17 protein-coding genes are annotated in these 19,395 nt (G+C 48.7%); 3 read left to right on the top strand and 14 right to left on the bottom strand.

Annotation, left to right across the window (positions count from 1 at the left end; genetic code table 11):
* Window positions 1–7: 7 nt before the first annotated feature.
* From LHUE1_RS01510 to LHUE1_RS01555, 10 genes are all read right to left on the bottom strand, one after another.
* Window positions 8–1,855 (bottom strand): beta-glucoside-specific PTS transporter subunit IIABC, encoded by a 1,848-nt coding sequence (locus LHUE1_RS01510; protein ID WP_049169179.1) that lies wholly within the window; start codon window positions 1,853–1,855, stop codon window positions 8–10.
* A 162-nt stretch (window positions 1,856–2,017) separates the two neighbouring features.
* A complete protein-coding gene (locus tag LHUE1_RS01515; RefSeq protein WP_049169180.1) occupies window positions 2,018–2,878 on the bottom strand; it encodes a PRD domain-containing protein in 861 nt (286 codons plus the stop codon).
* Between the two features lie 140 nt (window positions 2,879–3,018).
* Window positions 3,019–4,638, bottom strand: coding sequence for an amino acid ABC transporter ATP-binding/permease protein (locus LHUE1_RS01520; protein ID WP_049169181.1), 1,620 nt, complete (start codon window positions 4,636–4,638; stop codon window positions 3,019–3,021).
* Window positions 4,638–6,326 (bottom strand): ABC transporter ATP-binding protein/permease, encoded by a 1,689-nt coding sequence (locus LHUE1_RS01525; protein WP_049169182.1) that lies wholly within the window; start codon window positions 6,324–6,326, stop codon window positions 4,638–4,640. The genes LHUE1_RS01520 and LHUE1_RS01525 overlap by 1 nt, the downstream gene beginning before the upstream one ends.
* Window positions 6,327–6,507: 181 nt before the next feature.
* Complete coding sequence (locus LHUE1_RS01530) at window positions 6,508–6,933, bottom strand: NusG domain II-containing protein (protein ID WP_049169183.1); 426 nt, start codon at window positions 6,931–6,933, stop codon at window positions 6,508–6,510.
* A 142-nt stretch (window positions 6,934–7,075) separates the two neighbouring features.
* A complete protein-coding gene (gene cydC / locus LHUE1_RS01535; protein ID WP_049169184.1) occupies window positions 7,076–8,803 on the bottom strand; it encodes a thiol reductant ABC exporter subunit CydC in 1,728 nt (575 codons plus the stop codon).
* A complete protein-coding gene (gene cydD / locus LHUE1_RS01540) occupies window positions 8,784–10,526 on the bottom strand; it encodes a thiol reductant ABC exporter subunit CydD (RefSeq protein WP_049169185.1) in 1,743 nt (580 codons plus the stop codon). The genes cydC and cydD overlap by 20 nt, the downstream gene beginning before the upstream one ends.
* Window positions 10,523–11,536 carry a cytochrome d ubiquinol oxidase subunit II gene (gene cydB / locus LHUE1_RS01545; protein ID WP_047106359.1) on the bottom strand — a complete coding sequence of 338 codons (1,014 nt, stop codon included), beginning with the start codon at window positions 11,534–11,536 and terminating at the stop codon, window positions 10,523–10,525. Before cydB ends, cydD begins: the two co-directional genes overlap by 4 nt.
* Window positions 11,533–12,957, bottom strand: a complete 1,425-nt coding sequence (locus LHUE1_RS01550; protein WP_010491892.1) for a cytochrome ubiquinol oxidase subunit I — start codon at window positions 12,955–12,957, stop codon at window positions 11,533–11,535. The genes cydB and LHUE1_RS01550 overlap by 4 nt, the downstream gene beginning before the upstream one ends.
* A gap of 232 nt (window positions 12,958–13,189) precedes the next feature.
* On the bottom strand, window positions 13,190–14,494 hold the full coding sequence (locus LHUE1_RS01555; RefSeq protein WP_049169186.1) for a pyrimidine-nucleoside phosphorylase: 1,305 nt from the start codon (window positions 14,492–14,494) through the stop codon (window positions 13,190–13,192).
* A gap of 104 nt (window positions 14,495–14,598) precedes the next feature.
* Between LHUE1_RS01555 and add the strand changes: the two genes are divergently transcribed.
* Together add and LHUE1_RS01565 are read left to right on the top strand one after the other, a co-directional pair.
* On the top strand, window positions 14,599–15,618 hold the full coding sequence (gene add, locus LHUE1_RS01560; RefSeq protein WP_049169187.1) for an adenosine deaminase: 1,020 nt from the start codon (window positions 14,599–14,601) through the stop codon (window positions 15,616–15,618).
* Window positions 15,619–15,813: 195 nt separating this feature from the next.
* The gene (locus LHUE1_RS01565) at window positions 15,814–16,050 is read left to right on the top strand and encodes a hypothetical protein (protein ID WP_049169188.1); all 237 of its coding nucleotides are present in this window, start codon (window positions 15,814–15,816) and stop codon (window positions 16,048–16,050) included.
* Window positions 16,051–16,052: 2 nt separating this feature from the next.
* Here the strand turns inward: LHUE1_RS01565 and LHUE1_RS01570 are convergent, their stop codons facing one another.
* Window positions 16,053–16,541, bottom strand: coding sequence for a hypothetical protein (locus LHUE1_RS01570; protein ID WP_049169189.1), 489 nt, complete (start codon window positions 16,539–16,541; stop codon window positions 16,053–16,055).
* 115 nt (window positions 16,542–16,656) lie between these two features.
* Between LHUE1_RS01570 and LHUE1_RS01575 the strand changes: the two genes are divergently transcribed.
* Window positions 16,657–16,836 carry a hypothetical protein gene (locus LHUE1_RS01575; protein WP_032958531.1) on the top strand — a complete coding sequence of 60 codons (180 nt, stop codon included), beginning with the start codon at window positions 16,657–16,659 and terminating at the stop codon, window positions 16,834–16,836.
* A 131-nt stretch (window positions 16,837–16,967) separates the two neighbouring features.
* Here LHUE1_RS01575 and LHUE1_RS01580 read toward each other — a convergent pair whose 3' ends face one another.
* The 3 genes from LHUE1_RS01580 to LHUE1_RS01590 all read right to left on the bottom strand — a co-directional run bounded on the left by LHUE1_RS01580 (window position 16,968) and on the right by LHUE1_RS01590 (window position 19,159).
* The gene (locus LHUE1_RS01580) at window positions 16,968–17,888 is read right to left on the bottom strand and encodes a DMT family transporter (protein ID WP_010491905.1); all 921 of its coding nucleotides are present in this window, start codon (window positions 17,886–17,888) and stop codon (window positions 16,968–16,970) included.
* Between the two features lie 29 nt (window positions 17,889–17,917).
* Window positions 17,918–18,532 (bottom strand): DNA-3-methyladenine glycosylase I, encoded by a 615-nt coding sequence (locus tag LHUE1_RS01585; RefSeq protein WP_049169190.1) that lies wholly within the window; start codon window positions 18,530–18,532, stop codon window positions 17,918–17,920.
* Window positions 18,533–18,712: 180 nt separating this feature from the next.
* A complete protein-coding gene (locus LHUE1_RS01590) occupies window positions 18,713–19,159 on the bottom strand; it encodes a universal stress protein (protein WP_049169191.1) in 447 nt (148 codons plus the stop codon).
* Window positions 19,160–19,395 lie beyond the last annotated feature (236 nt).

A 19,395-nucleotide genomic window follows, 5' to 3' on the forward strand; every position in this document is an offset into this window, starting at 1 on the left:
ATCCTTTCTAAGCTAGCGTCATTAACGCATCGTCTGCGGTTGCCCCGTCCGCCCGAGTTTCAACCTGATAACGGTCGGAATTCGTCACAATCATCATCACGGTCGGTGCATAGCCCGCAGCTTTAATCGCTTGATAGTCAAATTCTACCAGTGGCGTGCCGACATCCACCTTCTGTCCTTGTTTAATCAAGGGTTTGAAATACTTGCCTTTTAGATTCACTGTGTCGATACCAATGTGAATCAGAATCTCTGCGCCTTTTTCAGACGTGATCCCAATAGCGTGCGCGGTTGGATACACCAGACTGATCGTCCCTGCGATTGGTGCCTTGACCAAGTTGTCTTCTGGTTCAATCGCGATGCCTTGCCCCATGGTGCCCGAGGAAAAAACTTCATCTGGCACTTCACTGAGCGGCACCAAGGTTCCTTTAACCGGTGCTGTCAACGTTTCTGCATGATCCGCTGCGATCTGAGTTGCTTGCGGCTTGTCTTCTTTAACACCGGCGTTAATTCCGCCAAACACCAAGGTAAGCGCAACGCCGAGGACGAATGCCACAATATCGCCGATCACCGAAATTCCGAACCCTTTACCGATATAAGTCGGCAACGATAAGATGCTGGCCAATGATGCCACATTCGAGCCGGCGCCGGACATGGCCACAATAATCCCGCCAACTGCCCCCGCGACACATGCGCAATAAAATGGCTTTTTCAGTTTTAAGGTGATCCCGTAAATAGTCGGTTCCGTGACGCCGAAAAGTGCCGTAATCGTGCTTGAACCAGCCAGGCTTTTCATTTTAGCGTCACGGGTTTTAAGAAACACCGCAAACGCCGCACCAGCCTGCGCTAAAACTGCAGGCAAAAGAATCGGCATCATCGGATCCGTCCCATACTGGGCAATGTTGTTCATCATGACCGGCACCAACGCCCAGTGAACGCCGAAAATCACAAACACCTGCCAGAAGCCGCCAAGAACCATCCCCGCTAAAGCCGGTACACTCTTGTTCAGCGACACAATTGCGGTGGCCAGACCATTACTGAGAATGGAGCTAACCGGTCCAACCACCAACATGGTCAGCGGCACAATGATCACTAACAAGCATAACGGTGCCAAAATGTTCCGAACCGACTGATGCCAAATTTTATTGAAAAATGGTTCCAGAAACTTCTGAACCACGACGACCAGCAAAATCGGCAAGACCGTTGCCGTGTAATTAGCCGCCACCACCGGAATACCAAAGAAATCAATACTCGGTTTGCCAACGAGTCCGACGATGTTGGGATAAACCATCGCGGCAGCAATTGCCATCGCCACAAATGGATTCACCTTCAGATGTTTCGCGGCCGTAAAGGCTAATGCGATCGGTAAAAAGTAGAAAATGCCGTCCGCCGCTGCCCACCAAATCTGATAGGCGCCGCTTTTGGTCGTTAACCAGCCAACCGCCACGGCCAGAGATAGTAAGCCTTTTAGAATCCCGGCACCGGCCATCGCTCCCAAAAATGGTGTGAAAACGCCGGAAATAAAGGTCAATAAGCCATTGAAAGCGCGTTTGAATGTCATTTTCTCCTTCGGCTGGTCATTGGCCGCCTGCGCACTGTCACCTAAACTCGGTTCAAGTTTAATAATTGCCTGATAAACATCACTTACGTTATTGCCAATAACCACTTGATACTGGCCGCTTGCTTCCACGACCGTGATGACCCCGTCCAACGCCTCGACTTTCTGTTTGGCCGCGGTCGCCTTTTGCGGATCCTTCAATGTGAAACGCAGCCGCGTCGCACAGTGCCAAACCTGTTCAATATTCTGCTTGCCGCCAACCAACTGCAACAGTTGCTTCGCCAGTGTTGATTCTCCCATTTTTCTTTCCTCCAGACTTTGGGCAATAAAAAAACCAGAAAGACGAAACCTAGGGTGTGCCTAAGTCAAGTCTTTCTGGTTTTGCCTAATTCAATAGTAACAAGCCAGATGGTACTGTATTCGCTTTCAATAACCACATCTTATCTGATTCATTAGCCGTCGTCAACTACTTTTTAAATTTTGTCCGTGACTGGCAGCTAACCGAGAAATGTGCAGCGTTAAATAAATCTGCTCGTTTTTGGAAACAGGTACGTTGACCTTCTGCTCGATAAACTGAACAACATCCTCCATACACTGATAAGCCTGCACATAATCCTCTTGCAAATGTGCAAATAGGGCATGGTCGTAAGTCGCTTCCTGCTTATCTGTGTGCGCGTAAACCCGTTGAAGGAAAAACTTGAGATGGATCGCCAGTCGCTGGTACTCCGGCGTTTTGGTGTTCATGTCCAGTCCTAAGCGATAGAAAATTATTTTCGTAACATTCGCCAGCATCTGCGTAAACGCCAGCGAATCAACCGGCTGCTGATGATTGAGATCGTTGCTGACAAACTTCAGAGCGATGAAACCGGCCTCATCTTCCGGTAACGCTTCACCTAACTGCTCAGCCACCGCTTCCAACGCCCACTTGCCCATTCGATATTCCTGCTCATAGGCCATCTGAATTTCCCACAACAGTCGGTTATGCAATAATAAATTGTCATGCAACCGCATCACCGCAAAATGCAGATGATCAGCCAATTCAATCAGCAAATAACTGTTAAATGTTGTCTGCAACTGAACTTCTGCCTCTTGCACAATCCGCGCCGCCAGCGTCAAATACTCGCTCGGTAAGCTGGCAATCGTTTCCGCCGCGATTTTCAACTTGGTTTGGTCTTCCGGAACATACACCTTCATGCTGTCCCGCAATGTCAGTGTCTCCCCTTTTTTGGCATGAAACCCGATACCGCGTTCAACGATAATCGTCTCACGCTGCTCATGCCGAACCACAACGGCATTATTGTTCAGAATCGTTTCAATGATCATCGCAAGCCCTCCTCCAAGACGGTCAGACCATTTGCTGATCCGTGTTCAAATTCAGGCTATCAATCTTTGGGGAAAATGACAACGGAAATGTTTTCGCGCGCTCTTTTTATCGAAAAATAGCAACCTAAAGTGCCGACAAATTACTCTTCTTCCACAACCTGCCGATTACTGAAGCGATAAATCCGATCCGCGTAGGCTGCTGATTCTGCGCGGTGTGAAATCAAAATGACGATGCCGTGATAATAGGCTTTGATCGTATCCAGAATCAGCCGCTCGTTTTCAGTGTCGAGATTGCTGGTGGGTTCATCTAACACCAAGACGCTGCTTGAATGCAGCAAGGCGCGGGCCAATTCGAGCCGTTGCTGTTCGCCACTGGAAAAAGGCACATGTCCGGCAGCAATCTGCGTATCCAGGCCATTTGCAAGCTGTTTTAACCGGTCACTTAGTTTAACTTGCGCCAATACCGTCCAAATTTGATCATCCGTAATCGTCGGATCATGTAACGTCAGATTATCACGGACCGTTTCGGAGAAAAATATCGCGGTCTGCGGCAAATAATTAATTTGTGCCCGCAGCGATTGGGGATTGATGGTTGCAAGATCCGTGCCATTGACCAAAATCTGACCGCTCGTGACCGGATACCAACCCATGATCAATTTAGCTAACGTACTTTTGCCCGACCCACTGGCACCTACAAAACCGGTGATCTCGCCAGCCTTTAAGGTCAGCGTCACGTCGTTTAAAACCTCTTCGGGACGCGCTGGATAACTAAATGAAACCTGCTTCACCTGAATCTGCTTAATCGCATCGACTGTCTGACTTGCAGTTGCGGGCGCTGCCATTAACGGCTGCTCCTGCAGTAAGTTGAATAGATTTTTAGCCGCCGCAAACCCGTTAAGTAACGACCCGGGAAGATTGTTTAGTGCGAGCAACGGGCCGAACGTCAGCGGGAAGACTGCAAGAACCGCTTGTTGCAAGGCGGTTGCCTGCTGCCAGCCGCTTATCCAGACCATGACCAACCACGTTGCGACCATGACGAACGTTGCAGCGACATTTTTTAATAATTGACTGAATTGGGCTTGTTGAAACGCGGCGGCTTCGCGGTCAAAGCCGACATTGCCTTGATCCATGCGTTCTTTTGCAATGCCCAGCTGGCGCACTGCCCCCATCCCGCGGACCGATTCTAGTAAGTACTGTTGGTTGGCCGCCTTCAGCTGATCAGCCGCCTGAGTTTTAGCGGTCAATTGCTGATGCCGCGCATACGGAATCAGCCCGCCCACGGCCACATAACCGACCAGCGCGACCACTGCCGCCAAAATACTGACACGACTATAAACTGCCGTCATTAAAAGGCCATATGTTAACCCGATTGCGACTGGCACAATGGTATGGGCATAAAAAATTTCCATCGCTTCGATATCACTGCCAATTAACTTGAGCAACTTGCCGCTCGATTGCGTATCCAGTTTTGCTGGGGCCAAGCGCACCAGTTGCTGATAAACGGCGCCGCGCAGGTCAGCCAGTACATGAAAAGCCACAAAATGTCCGGCATATTGCTCGCCGAAACTTCCGAGACCTAAGAGAATAACCGCGATGACGCCCGGCAACAATAATTCTGTTGCATGTTGCGGATCAAACAGCATCATCGCCGCAAGAATCAAGACAACGGCCTTGGCCAGTTCGGCGACCATGCCAATCAAGAAACTAATCACAATGGCGCCAGTCAAATGATGAGTGTACTTTAATAACCCTCTGATCATCAGCGTGCACCCTCTTTCTGCATCGTCTCCGGATTATCCACCAAGCGCCGATACGCCGGCTGATCTTGGTAAAGCTGCGCGTGATTGGCGACAATTAAGTGATGATCATGAATAAACCACACCACATCAGCTTGCGCCATTGCAGCAAGGTCGTGGGAAATGAACAAAACAATTTTCTCTTGGCTCAACTTCTTAACGGCCGCCAAAATCGCCGCAGCGTTGACTTTATCAATACTGGACGTAATTTCATCTAACAGGTAAACGGTCTTGTCCGCCAGTAACATCCGCGCAAACGCTAACTGTTGCCGCTGCCCCGGCGAAAGCAGCCGACCGCCTTCGCCCACCTGTGTGTCGTACCCTTTTTCCAGCTTAGGGACAAACTGCATCAGCCCCAAATCATCAAGTTTCTGTTGCCAAGTGTCGCCAACTCGATTTCCTAACAACAGATTTTCCTGAACGGTGCCGGAAAAAAGGTATTCATCTGCCGTGACGTACCCAAATACTGCTGCTTTTTGCGCGTTGCTCAACGCAGTGACGGCCGTATTGTCAGCCATAATCGTTCCGGATAAAGGTTCCAAGCGGCCTAAAATGGCTTGAATGAGCGTACTCTTACCGGTGCCATTTTCCCCTGCCAAGCCGTATAACTTGCCCGGTTCCAGCGTGGCATCGATTGCCGTCACAAGTGGTTTATCCGGCGCATAACCGATCGTCACCTGATCAAGCGCGATTTGTTTGAGCGGGCGGTTATCGGTAATCCGAACCGTCGCCGGCGTCGCTTTGGCCTTGGCAATTGTTCCGAGGATCGCCGCCAGTGACGGACCGTTTGATTTGACAACATGCACGAAATAGCCGAGTTGCCGGGCATTGACCATCATCATGGCCAATGTAAACCAGGTAGCGAATGCACCGGCAGCTGGTAACTGGCCGCCAATCAATTGAAGAGCAGTCACAAAACCGCCAACGAACACAGTTAGGTAAACAAAACCATTGATGACAAACAGCACCTGCAACTGGGTTTTCAACAGATTCATCGTGGCCTGGCGAAAATATTCGCTATCATCCGCAAATTTTTGTCCGTAATGGTCGGCAGCATTGTACATCACTAAAGTATTCATCCCGCGCAGGTCGTTGATAAAGCGTCCGCCCATTTTTAAGAAGCCAGCCAGATGGGTCTTATTCTGCGCCGACATTTGCTTGCCGAGAAACATCATCGCAAAGCCAATCAACAAAACACAGGCAAGCGGCAGCAAAGCTAACCATGAACGATACCAAATCGACAGCGCGATCAACAACAGGTAAGTCATCATCGCCTGCAAGGAAGTGGGAAACAACGTGCTATAAAACATATCCAAATTGTTAAGTCCGCCCAAATCACGCTGAATCACCGCATTGTCTGCACCGGTTGCGGCACTTGCATCATTGCGTTGGTAAAGCGCCTCGAAATAACGATCACGCAGCTCACGCTTGGCACTCATGGCCCAGTCATGACGGTGATGCCGTTCGTAAATCGTAATATAAAGAAGCCAAAATATCCCCACTACCCCGGCCACCACGATTGCTTCCATCGCACGATTTGCCGCCAATTCAAGCGCAATGATGACCGGCAAGACTGTCGGTAACCAATCAAAAATTGCTTCAATAACCCCAGCCCCAAGCTTGTCACGTCCGTATTTCAATAATCCAAGCATTATAAAGGCTTGCCTCTTTTCTTTCAATCAGTCTGCAGCATTGTGACTGCCATCCGTGTCGCAAACGATCTGCTGAACAACAGATTGTTTTTCCAGTTTACCATGAGAAAATCACATTTAAGCAGCTATTTTTGAAATGCTGCACTACATTTAGCAGCTTGTAAACGTTTAAGCCAACTGATTAAGGGTGTACCAGTCCGCCATCATCGCCGCTAGTGCCTTTATTTCCTTGCGCCGGCTTGATTTCGATCAGCAATTTATGCGGTAGGCAGATGCTTTGCTGCCCAATTTGGCTAATCCAGCCCGTATGCACCGCAATCTGATCCGGCGAATTATCTTCCTTGTCGCGAATGCGGGTGCCATCAACTTCGATGACATTGTACTGCCCTTTTGCCGGATACAGCGTAAACTGCTGGTGGCCCGCATGCGCATCCAGCTTAATGCGCCGTTTAACATGGCCATTAATCGAAATAACGGCCACTTTTTGATCCGTATTCACATGCGCTTCGGTCATTGAAAAAATGCCCAGCGGAATGAAGCATGCTATGAATAATAGAACGACAATAACGTAATCCAACGGCCGTACATATTTTTTTAACCAGCGCATTTTGTTTCGCCTCGAATCGGTCTTCAGGTTCTTATTGTACACGTTAACGACTGAGAATATGCTGAAAACAGCCGTACCCCCAAATCCCGGGATACGGCTGTTTTGTGCTCATAAGTTTAGATGCATTTTTTACTGCTATGAATCACCGCAACCCCGCATCCAGCGCATACAGATTCTGATACCGCTGATTCTGTTCAGCCAGATGCTGCGGCGTGTCGTTCATCGTCAACCGGCCATCTTCTAGGAAAACAACGCGATCAGTTTGACTGACACCTTGCAGATGATGGGTGACCCATAGAATTGTCTTTCCTTTTAGAACGGAGAACATCGTATCCAGCAGCGCCTGTTCGGTAATCGGATCCAAGCCAACGGTAGGTTCGTCCAGGAGTACGATCGGTGCATCCTGTAAAAGAATCCGCGCTAACGATAACCGCTGACGCTCACCACCGGAAAAGGCAAAGCCGGCTTCTTCGACACTGCTGTCCATACCATTGGGCAGTTGGGCAATGAGCTTGTCCAGCTTGACGGCTTTCAACGCCGCAGCGACTTCTTCATCGCTGGCATTTTCATTGCCCAAACGGACGTTATTAATAATCGACGTGCTGAACAGAAATGGGCTCTGATCCAGCACCGCGAATAGATTCGTACGATTTTGCTGATAAGTCAGTACGTCCTGCCCGTCAATCAAAACTTGACCGGTTGTCGGTGTTAAGTCACCCAAGACCAGTTGCAACAAGGTCGTTTTCCCCATTCCGCTAGGACCGAGAATCGCCATCTTTTCGCCGGCGTGAACAGTTAAATCGATATCGGTAATCAATTCAGGATCGGTTGGCGTGTAACGGAAGCTGACCTGCTTTAGCTGAATGGTTTTAAAACTAGTCGGTACTGGTTGCTGTTTGGGTAATGCGCGCGTCACTGGGTGCAGATCATTGAGATGCCGGATCGCATCTCGATAAGTCGGCCACTCACCGACGCCCTGGGCAATCCCAGAAAAGGCTTGATCAAGCGGGAAAACAACCAGGACGAAGGCACCGACCCAGTTGGCACTTGACTGACTGCCAGTCCATTCAAGGTTGGTCCAAATTAGCATACTGATCGTAATCAACACGAACAGTAACTGACCGACAAAGTCCCGTCCCCACTGGAACCGTTTGGATTTTGCGGTCGAGGCAGCCAGCTTTTTCGGTGCTGCCAAGCTTTGATCCAAAAACTCCTGACCGCGATGGGTGATGACCCAATCGGATAGGCCAAGCACCGAGTCTGTCAATGATACATAGGCATCATGGTTCAGCTGCTTTTGCTCAGCCTTGCGGAAGCGTTCAACCACTAGCCCCCACCAAGGAAGAATCAGGATCTGGAACAGCAATAACAAGCAGATCCATAACGCAAAGCCCCAGTTGAACCAGCCTAATAGTAACGTGGCAATTACGGTCAGGCCAGCGCCAACCACGGTCGGAAAAATCATCCGCAAATAGAGGTTCTGAATGTGGCCGATGTCATCTGCCAATAATCCCAAAATATCACCGGTCTGGTGGTGTTCCGAGACAAATGCCGCATCGGTTTCCAGTACTTTGTATAACTTGCGCCGCATATGGCTGGTAATCCGCAGCACCCAGTTGTGACTGGTTAAACGTTCAACATATTGGAAGACCGGGCGCCCAACCCCAAAGGCACGGGTCAGGACAACAGTCACATAAATCGCCGCAAATAACGGTTTGGTAGCACTTTTATCAATCAAAAAGCCTGAGGTGAACATTAACGCGCCGGCAAACACGAACGTCATGACCCCAAGAACCAGCGACCAAAACAGCAGCCACCGGTAGCGTTTTAGATCAGGCCGGACCCAGTGTTCATTTTTCCACCAATGCATTGAATTCACCTCGCATTTCGTGTACAAGTGCCTGATATGGCTTAGAGTGGGCTGCTAACTCGCTCGGTGTTCCTTCAGCAACGATCCGTCCGCCATCAACCACAATCACGCGATCCATTTGGTTGAGCCAGTGCAGTCGGTGCGTGGCGAAGATGACCAGCCGGTTTTTAAAAAGCGGCACCAGTGTCTCTTTCAGCTCGGCTTCGGTTTCAATATCCAAATGGGCCGTTGGCTCGTCAAATAGCCAAATCGACCGGTTGGTATCAACCAATGTCCGCGCCAACGCAATTCGCTGGGCCTGGCCGCCAGAGATTCCCCGGCCACCTTCACCGATGCGGGTCGCATAACCATCCGGCAGCGTTTCGATCCAGTGACTCAAACCTGCCGCCGCTGCTGCTTGCCGAACTTCGTCATCTGAAGCACTCGGCCGATAAAAGCGAATGTTAGCCGCAATGGTATCCGCAAATAAATACGGATCCTGAGGAATATAACTCAAATGATCCTGCCAGGCAGCCTGCGTCAAATGCGGCACCTTGGTTCCCCGGACAGTGATCGTTGCGGATTGCGGTTGCAAAAAGCCGCCAATCAAATTTAACAATGTCGACTTACCTGAGCCGCTGGCACCAATGATAGCCACTTTTTCCGGACCAGTGAATTGCAGATTGGCGTCCTGAATCCCTGCGCGTTTATCGTTGTACGTGAAATCAAGATGCTGCATGCTCAAAGTATCTTGATCCTGCCAGCCATCAAACTCAGGCAGCACCTTAGTATCAGTCGGCAACGGCTGGTCGATTACTTTCCAGATCGCGGCCATCGCATTTTTACCGTTTAACGTTGCGTGGTAATCCGTGCCAAAATCGCGAATCGGCATGAAATACTCCGGCGCCAGAATCAACGCCACCATCGCTGGGTATAAAGGAATGCCGCCGTCCATCAGCTTGATGCCAAGAAAAACCGCAACAACCGCAATCGATAACGTAGTAAAGAAGTCCAACGCAAAAGTTGACAACATGGCGATGCGCAAAACGCCCATGGTCTGCTTCCGGTAATCTTCCGAAACTTCATAAACGTTATTGGCGTACTGGCGGCTAATGCCCATCAATTGCAGCGTTTTGAGTCCCCGCAGCGAATCAATGAAATGGTTGCTCATTTTTTGAAAACCGGCATATTGACTTTCCGACTTGTCACGGGCTGCCAGTCCCAAAATCACCATGAACAGGATGATGATCGGAAACATAATCAGCAGGGTAAAGCCAGTCAACCAATTTTCGTACCAGATATAAGCGACCAAAACCCACGGAATAATGCTCATGTTGAGGATTTTGTTTAAGATCAGTTCGATATAATTTTCGGCTTCGGGAATGCCGTCGAGCGCCATGGTGACCAGATTACCGGTACCTTCTTTTGCCACTGCCGCTGGTCCTAATGCATACAAGTGCTTTAGCAATTGTTCTTGCAACCACGCAGATCCGTTCATGGCGAAGCGGGCACCGATGCGATTACGCACCCACACAATGAGCTGCCGCACGGTAAATGCCAGTGCAAACAGCCCCAAAGGCATCCATAACCCGGCTAAACTTTGACGATTCCAGGAATGGACGATCCCTTCTGCAAGAAACTTTCCTTGCAATAAAATAACAAAAGCTTGCACGAGCGCAAACCCGGCAAGCATTGTCATTGTTTTCCTCATTCCCGATAAGCGCATGAGCGTCTTATCGATCATTCACTAACCGCCCCTTTTGCTTGAATACGTTTGTGGAAGACAACGTAACTCCAGATGAAGTAGATTAAGGCAATTGGCAACAGGATAACTGCCACGATGGTCATGATCGTCAGGGTCAAGGAGCTGGCACTGGCATCTTTTGCAAGAATGGACATTGCTGCATCCTGCCCGATCATCACACGTGGGAATAAGCCATTGAAGATGACGCCAACGACGCCAACCAATCCAATCGCGCTTCCGACAAAGGAAAGCACTTCATTATCCTTCAATACCCCGATATGGGCAGCGACAGTTGAGCCGACAATCACAACCAAAATCAGCAACGTGCTGATAGGACGCTCCTTGAAGAAGTCGGTCATGAAGAATAGCAGAACTGCGAATACAACTTCACCGGCATATAGCAGATAATACAGCTTGCTATTCCAATCGCGCGCACGCTTGCGTAAATCGCCGGTTGTCTTCAGGCGAATGAAATTCAACCCGTGCATCAACATCATCAATGTCACTGCGACACCACCAACGATAGTCAAAAGATTAATCTGATTGCCCAACGTCGGATAAACATCGCCGGCCTTGGTAATTGGCAGCGGCTGGATAATCGCAGTGAAAATCATCCCTAAGACAAACGGCGGAATCAAGCTGCCGCAAGCCAACGCCCAGCGCCAGATATTACGACCGGTTTTGGTCTCGGCGTGTGCCGCAAATTCAAAGGACACACCACGAACAATCAGCCCGAACAAAACGATGAAGAACATGATGTAAAAGCCGGAGAACAAGCTTGCGTACCACATTGGATAAGAAGCAAACATCGCACCGCCAGCGGTGATCAGCCAAACTTCATTACCATCCCAATGCGGCCCGATCGTTGCCACCAGCTGATCTTCTTCGCTCGTGTTGCGAGCTAACAGCTTGGTTGACATGCCAACGCCAAAATCGAATCCTTCAAGTACGAAGAAACCGCTGAACAGGACGAACAATAAAAAGAACCATAAAATCTGTAACCAGCTCATTTTGCGAACGCCTCCTTAGCTAACGGATCGCTGTTGACCCCATAATCGGTGTTCAAATCGCCTTCTGGTCCTTTCTTCAAAACGCGGTGTGAATAGTAAATCATGACACCGCCGAGTAAGGTGAAGATCAGGAAGTAGCAAATGTTGGTGAACAGCAATTGACCGGCTGTCGTGGTTGGCGAAACCGCATCGGCGATCGTGTACAATCCGTAAACAACCCACGGATAACGACCTAACTCGGTGATGAACCAACCAGCCGTGTTAATGATGAATGGCAGCCATAGTGCAAAGCCGAGAATGTATAGCAGCCAACGTTGATTCAACAACGTATCCTTCTTCTTGCGACCGAACCAAAGACCTAGAACACCTAGCAGGAATAGCAGAACACCGCCACCGGCCATGACCCGGAAGCTCCAGAACAAAGTCTTAACCGGTACATAGTAGTCTTTGTCTTTACCATACTTAGCTTGAAGTTCCTTGTTAGCTGTCTCCATACCTTTAACCGAACCGTTCATTTTGTGGTAGGACAACAGGCTCAGCAAATATGGCACTTCAATATTGCCACTCGTCGTGTGATCTTTGGTATTGATCAACTCAACCAATGTCCACGGTGCCGGATCACTGGTATCTTTGTAAATCCCTTCGGTAGCCGCAAACTTCATTGGCTGATCTTTGATAATGAATTGCGTCTGCAAATCACCAAAGCCGATCGCGCACGCAGAAGCGATCGTGCCGACAACCAAACCGACTTTAAGTGACTTCTTATAAAAGTCGACCTGATCCTTCTTCAATAACCGCCAAGCAGCCATGCCGGCAACGGCAAACCCGGCTGTGGTAAAGGCACCAAAGATAACATGCGGAAATTCAACCCACAATTGCGGATTGGTAATCACGGCCCCAAAGTCAACCAGCTTGACCCGACCCGTGGTTTGACTGATCGCAAAGCCAGTTGGGTGCTGCATAAAGGCATTCGCTGAAAGAATCCAGATTGCCGATAACGTGGTACCTAACCAAGTCATCCAAATAAAGATAGCATGTACAGCTGGCTTGAAGCGATCCCAAGTGAACATCCACAAACCGATGAACGTCGATTCCATAAAGAATGCCAACAAGGCTTCAATCGCCAGTGGCACCCCGAAGATGTCCCCCATGAATCGTGAATAGTTCGACCAATTCATGCCGAACTGAAATTCTTGAATAATGCCGGTAACGACCCCTACGGCAAAGCTGAGCAAGAAGATCTTGCCCCAGAACTTGGCCATCTTCTTATATGTCTCATTCTTTTTGCGCACATATAGTGTTTCCATAATGGCGGTCACAAGGCCCATACCAATGGAAAACGGTACGAAAAAGAAATGGAAAACGGTCGTCATCGCAAACTGAAAACGTGCAAGCGATAATACGTCCATTGCCATTAGCATATGTTTCTCCTCCTTCAATAGATTCATTACAATCTAAGTATACCCCGATATTTATTTTTTAAAAACCAAAAACCCAAAAAACAAGATGGAAATCATGCTTCTCACATTTTTTCAAATCACAAGGGTGTTATGATATTGGCCGACACGCCCGTCCGCAAACGCTTCCCAGACGTTCTGTTTTCTATCTTTTTCACGACTGTAGCAATAATCCATCTGTTTGTGAAAATAAATGTCACGGGCGAATAATTTCATGAATGAGCGGTGACTTTTTCGGCGCTGAGGGGCCAATGTGATAGGCTTTTTGGACTAGTCCAACAATATCGACGACATCTTTCGTATCCGCATGCAACATCACAAGCGTATCGCCTTTCGACACCGGAGTTCCCAGTTTCTTGTGCAAAACCAATCCGACTGCCAAATTCAAGACATCATCTTTTTTGGCACGGCCACCACCGAGCTGCATCGCTGCCAGGCCCAGCGCATTGGTGTCAATTTGATCGACAACGCCGCTTTGATCTGCAGTCACGGGAATCCGATACTTGGCTTGCGGCAATTTTCGCGGATCATCGACGACAGTGGGATCGCCGCCTTGTGCTTGAATTAATTGCTTAAACGCATTCAGAGCGCGCCCATCACGCAAGGCGTCTTCGGCTAAACCGCTAGCAATCTCCAAACTGGGAGCCTTGCCGCCCAGTACCAACATTTGTGCTGCTAAAGCAACGGTCAAATCATGCACATCGCGTGGCCCGCGATTTTTTAGCACCGCAATGGATTCGGCAATTTCCAGGCTATTTCCGATCGTAATACCCAATGGTTGATTCATGTCGGTCAATAAGGCAACGCTTTTGACGCCGGCGGTCTTGCTGATGCTGACTAAAGCCTTGGCTAAAGCGTGCGCATCTTTGATGGTTTTCATGAATGCGCCATTGCCGACTTTGACATCGAAGACCAAGGCATTAGTGCCACTGGCCAGTTTTTTGCTCATGATGGAGCCGGCAATAAGTGGTATCGATTCCACAGTGCCCGTCACATCACGCAACGCATAAATCCGGCGATCCGCTGGTGCAACTTCGCGGCTGGCGCTGACAATCGCTTCGTGAATTGTTCGCACCTGCTTTTTGAATTGTGCTTCAGACTCATTCACGTTGAAACCGGGAATGCTTTCAAGTTTATCCAGCGTCCCGCCTGTATGGCCAAGCCCGCGACCGGAAATCATCGGCACGGGAACCCCTAAGCAGGCCACCAACGGCGCTAGTGGAATACTGATCTTGTCACCCACGCCCCCAGTGCTATGTTTGTCGACTTTAATGCCAGGAATGTCGCTTAAATCAAGCACGTCACCGGAATGTAGCATTGCAAACGCAAAATGGTTGCGTTCGGCATCCGTCATGCCATTGAAGTAAACCGCCATCAAAAAGGCACTCATCTGATAGTCCGGAATATTGTCCGCGGTGTATTGTTCAATCATCCAGGTCAGCTCTTCATTCGTCAGCTCACCTCGATCGCGTTTCTTCGTGATCAAATCGACCATGCGCATCTTTTATCACCCTTACCTTTATTCGCTTCCTATAACTATTGTAACGCGTTGGCTGCCGCCTATGTTAAACTCGAATCATTCTAAGTTTTACAAAGGAGAAAATGATGGACTTCGACACGCTACATGCTTTAGGTAAAACGGAATTGCACTGCCATCTTGACGGCTCATTATCGCTAAGCTGCATTCGCCAACTCGCCAAAATGATCAATCGCCCTTTGCCGGCCTCCGATGACGCCTTGCGCCAACTCGTTCAGGCGCCGGCCGATTCTGAAAATCTGGCTGATTATCTCAAAACTTTTGACTTTGTTGCGCCACTGCTCCAGACCAAAAAGGCTTTACAACTGGCGGCTTTTGATGTCGTCGCCCAGGCAGCAGAAGAAAACGTTCGCTATATCGAAATCAGATTTGCTCCGGCGTTCTCAATCAGCGGCGGTTTATCTTTAAGTGACGCAACCGAAGCTGTCATTGAAGGCCTGCACCAAGCCATGACCAAATTCGACATTGTTGCTAAAGCGCTCGTCTGTGGCATGCGCCAGTTGCCTAATGCTGATAATCAAGCCATGTTTCGTGCCAATGCTGCGCTGCTAGGTAACGGGTTGGTCGGCGGCGATTTTGCCGGCAACGAGGCTGATTTTCCCACCAGCGTGTGCGCCCCCGCCATCAAAACTGCGCAAAGACTCGGAGTTCCGTTGACTTTTCATGCCGGCGAATGCCATTGTCCCCAAAACATTGCCGAAGCCATCTTCCTTGGCATTCCGCGAATCGGCCACGCCACAGCCTGCTTTGACCAACCAGACCTCATTCAAAAAATCGTCCAAACCCACACCACGATCGAACTGTGCCTGACCAGCAACCTGCAAACCAAAGCGGCTCGGTCGCTAGATGAGTTCCCATATCAAGCGCTCAAAGCTGCCGGTGCCGCTATCACCATCAACACCGACAACCGCACTGTTTCCAATACGACCCTGACCCACGAGTACGAACTGTATCAAACCTACTTTAAAACCACCGCTGCAGACTTCTTGGCCTTCAATTTAAACGCCATTAACGCCGCGTTCATTTCCGAACCGGCCAAGCAAGCATTGCGCAATCGCTTGCATCAGGATTATGCGGCTTATCTGTGAGTTATGTGAGTTAACAGGGCCTTTGTGCTAATAGCGCAAATTCTGCCAGCCTAGTCCTGAAAGCCCTTAACCATTACTTAAGGGAAAAGCCACAACTTCATCATCAATTTTCCCCAGATTCATCCCGGTTGATTCGTGATATCACCACATGGTCTGGTTATGCTGGTTTTATCAACAAATGAAAGGATGATTCTTATGTTGATTGACCAAACTGACTTTATTGCAACCCAGTTGCAGCAAATTGTTTACCCTAACATTAACGCCATCACTGAAACCGGCGTTCCCATTACGATTACAACGAATAAAAAACAGCGCGACGACCCTGCATTTTGGCAAAGCATCAGCGCTATCTTAAGAGCCCATCTTTGGGTTCCGGTTTCGAAAAAATATCATGAGCTAACCGACCACGATTGGCTAGCAACGCCTGCGTAGTCCTAAGACTCGTGATCAGCAAACGCGTTGGCTGCCAGCACAAGCGTGAGAACAGCATCTGGCGATAACGCCTTGCTGACCGTCTCAATGTGCCCGCTGGTTGCCACTGCTCCGATGACTTCCAGACCATACTTCACGATGTTGAGATCGCGTTGAGGTGCATAACCACCATCGAAAACCGGTTCGTGGTTATATGTAAAATTCAGTTGATCGTCCGTAATGGAACCATCAACGTGATTGACCATAATGCGATCATGGGTAGCCGTCAGTGGTGATTGGTCATCCGGCAAATTCAATTTATGATCCGATTCAGTTGTGTAATAGTCGACTTGTTTCATGTGCAGGTATTTCTCAGCCGGCTTTTTGAGCACTTTCAAATAATCCACAATGGCATATACCTTCGTGGGATCCAGTTGGGTGGTTTTGGCCATCAGCTCATCGTTATGCGCTTCAAGCCAGTCTGCTAAATTACTAATACTAAACTGATCCATACTGTGCCTCCATCTTCATTGCTGATTCATACGCCAGTATAGCATGGACGCGCCATCTAATGTAGGTGATTGTCATAAACCTGTGACATTTCAAGTTATATAATGGAGTCGGGAGATGAGCACGATGCTAAGCAATCAAAAACCGTATCCGATCATTGATTATTTAGGCCGCCCTATCCGACTGCAATTATTTGTCACGTACCGATTACGCATTAAAAATGGCTATATCCTGGCATTACGGCGTAACCAACACCAACAGGCACTGCCGAATCTCCTAGTCAAACACGCAAGTTAAAGTTGTCGACTGGCGATATCGATTCGTCCAATCGCCTTCAGATCAAACGACCCTAGAGGCAAAACAAGTCTCTAGGGTCGTTTACGTTTTAGCCGCTGTTGATCACCAACTGACTCTCAAACCAAAATAGTTCATTCATCGGGTCGTTTTTCCAGCTTAGGTCCACGTGGTGTCACAATTGCCATCATGGCAACTGTCAAAATAATCAGCACCCCGCCCAGCACTTCGGCAAACCCTAGATGCATATGCAGGAAGGCTACCGATACAAGTGTTGCGCCCAACGGCTCGAACGCATCCAGTAAGGTTGCTGCTGTTGGCGAAATAAACTGTAGGCTGGCAAGGTACACCGAATAAGCGATAATCGTTCCGAAAATCACAATAAACCAGTAACCGGCCCAGCCAGCGGCATCAAGATGCGGTATTTGTTTCCAAAAGGGATCAAACGCATCAACCAGGAATCCGCCCAACAATTGCGCCCAGGCTGTCACCACAATTGGTGAGTGCCGTTTTAAAAGTCCTGCCGGCAATAACGTATACGCGGCTGCAGCCAAGGCGGCCATGATGCCCCAAAAGAAAGCTGACGGGGAAATCGCCAAATGTGTCAGCCGGCCTTTAGTCACAACTAGTGCTGTCCCCAGCATAGCCATGCCAATCGTCAGTAAATCAATCCGACGCGGTTTTTCTCGCAATCGAAGTGCAAGAAAAACCAAGACCACGACCGGTGAAAGATACTGTAAAATCGTTGCGGTTGCGGCATTCGCCACGGCAACGGCCTTAAAATAAATATACTGCATGCCGATCATGCCAAATAACACAAAAATAATCAGCTGCAACGCATCACGCCGATTGCGCCACGGTGCCATGATGGCCGACCGATCTTTCCAAAAGGCCACCGCCATCAACACAACACCGGCAATCAGCATTTTCGAGCTAATTAACCAAGACACCTTGATGCCTTTATCAAACAGGGACTCGCTTACCGGGCCGGAAATACCCCAGAAGCTCGACCCCATAATGGCCAGAAAAATCCCCCACAAGCGGATGCGTTTCAACGCCCTTGCCCCTTCTTGCGCTGATTGGATCAGTCTTCCATAACAACATGATCGTCAATTAATCCTGCGCCTTGCAAATAATTATACACGATTACCGGGCCGACGAAGGCAAAGCCGTGTTTTTTCATATCTTTGGCAATCTTCACCGACAGTGCGCTCTTAGTCGGGATCTCCGCCAGTGATTTCGGACGGTTAACCAATGGCTTACCATCAACGAACGCCCACAAATAATCATTTAAGCTGCCATACTCGGTCTGAATTTTTAAAATGGCGCGGGCATTGGTAATCGTCGCCTCGATTTTCATGCGATTGCGAATGATGTCGGTGCGTTTTAACAAGGCATCAACATCCGGCTCATCCATCGCTGCCACTTGTTTAATATCAAAATGATGGAAAGCATCATTGAAGGCAGCCCGCTTGCGTAACACGAGTTCCCAGTTTAACCCTGCCTGAAAAATTTCCAACGATAACAACTCAAATAGTTTTTGATCATCGTGAACCGGCACGCCCCATTCATGATCATGATAAGCGCGTAATTCCGGTGACATTTTGGCAACCCAATCCGTATAGCGTTTGCGCTCCTGATAGCGGCGCAATGCTGCTTCCGTTTTAGCCTCTGCAGTCCGATCGCTTGTATCTGCCATTTCAATGACCTCCAAATCTTTGCTGGTTGGTTATAGATACATTACGCCGCGATCTTGAAGAATGCCAGCAGTCGCCCTCAGGTTATTAGATTTATTTGTAACGCTTTCCGAAATATGATGTGCATCAAAAAAGGCAAGAACCGGCGATGTAATATCACCGATTCTTACCTGACAAAAAGCTTATTTAGTTTTAACGATCAGCACATCGCATGGTGCGGTGCGGTTAACGTATTCGGTTACCGAACCAACCAGCACCCGCTCAACTGCATTCAATCCGGTTGCGCCAATGACGATCAGATCGTTGTGGTGGTCGTGTGGAAAGTCGGTGGCGATGACCGTCTTGGGATTACCAAAACGAATATGGATATCGATGTCGGTTAATCCCGTACTCTTGGCTTGTTCCTTCAAATTCTCTAAGTATTCCTGCGCATCTTGCGTCAGCTGATAAACCGCATCACCGGATATCATACCGCCATAGCTGCCGATAAACTGCTTGGTGTCAAGCACATTCAAAACATCCAAGTGGGCTTGGTTGGCCATCGCAACTTTAACAGCCTTACTGAAAGCTAACTCGGCTTCCTTTGACCCATCTACGGGTACAAGTAAGCGATCATATTCTTGGTCCATTCCGCTCACATCCTAACTTTCTTATTAACTTAAGCATAGAACGGTGAGGAAACGAATACAAGAAATAAATTTGGTCTTAACATGGTAATCGATCACCATACCATGTAAAATATACATCAGTACCAACCTTGAGGCGTCAACGTGGCTGGTCATGGAACCGTCAATCAAAATTTATTTAAATATATTTTGATTTTGCGGTTCAATGATTGATTTAATACGTAATGATGCTATATTAT

Origin of the sequence: Lacticaseibacillus huelsenbergensis (assembly GCF_029726355.1) — a bacterium.
Lineage (GTDB): Bacteria > Bacillota > Bacilli > Lactobacillales > Lactobacillaceae > Lacticaseibacillus > Lacticaseibacillus casei.

Coding starts and splice junctions, on each gene's coding strand:
- LHUE1_RS01520 (WP_049169181.1), bottom strand. CDS start 4,638: ATGATCAGAGGGTTATTAAAGTACACTCATCATTTGACTGGCGCCATT.
- LHUE1_RS01530 (WP_049169183.1), bottom strand. CDS start 6,933: ATGCGCTGGTTAAAAAAATATGTACGGCCGTTGGATTACGTTATTGTC.
- LHUE1_RS01525 (WP_049169182.1), bottom strand. CDS start 6,326: ATGCTTGGATTATTGAAATACGGACGTGACAAGCTTGGGGCTGGGGTT.
- cydC (WP_049169184.1), bottom strand. CDS start 8,803: ATGCATTGGTGGAAAAATGAACACTGGGTCCGGCCTGATCTAAAACGC.
- add (WP_049169187.1), top strand. CDS start 14,599: ATGGACTTCGACACGCTACATGCTTTAGGTAAAACGGAATTGCACTGC.
- cydD (WP_049169185.1), bottom strand. CDS start 10,526: ATGATCGATAAGACGCTCATGCGCTTATCGGGAATGAGGAAAACAATG.
- LHUE1_RS01550 (WP_010491892.1), bottom strand. CDS start 12,957: ATGCTAATGGCAATGGACGTATTATCGCTTGCACGTTTTCAGTTTGCG.
- LHUE1_RS01570 (WP_049169189.1), bottom strand. CDS start 16,541: ATGGATCAGTTTAGTATTAGTAATTTAGCAGACTGGCTTGAAGCGCAT.
- LHUE1_RS01555 (WP_049169186.1), bottom strand. CDS start 14,494: ATGCGCATGGTCGATTTGATCACGAAGAAACGCGATCGAGGTGAGCTG.
- LHUE1_RS01510 (WP_049169179.1), bottom strand. CDS start 1,855: ATGGGAGAATCAACACTGGCGAAGCAACTGTTGCAGTTGGTTGGCGGC.
- LHUE1_RS01585 (WP_049169190.1), bottom strand. CDS start 18,532: ATGGCAGATACAAGCGATCGGACTGCAGAGGCTAAAACGGAAGCAGCA.
- cydB (WP_047106359.1), bottom strand. CDS start 11,536: ATGAGCTGGTTACAGATTTTATGGTTCTTTTTATTGTTCGTCCTGTTC.
- LHUE1_RS01575 (WP_032958531.1), top strand. CDS start 16,657: ATGAGCACGATGCTAAGCAATCAAAAACCGTATCCGATCATTGATTAT.
- LHUE1_RS01590 (WP_049169191.1), bottom strand. CDS start 19,159: ATGGACCAAGAATATGATCGCTTACTTGTACCCGTAGATGGGTCAAAG.
- LHUE1_RS01565 (WP_049169188.1), top strand. CDS start 15,814: ATGTTGATTGACCAAACTGACTTTATTGCAACCCAGTTGCAGCAAATT.
- LHUE1_RS01515 (WP_049169180.1), bottom strand. CDS start 2,878: ATGATCATTGAAACGATTCTGAACAATAATGCCGTTGTGGTTCGGCAT.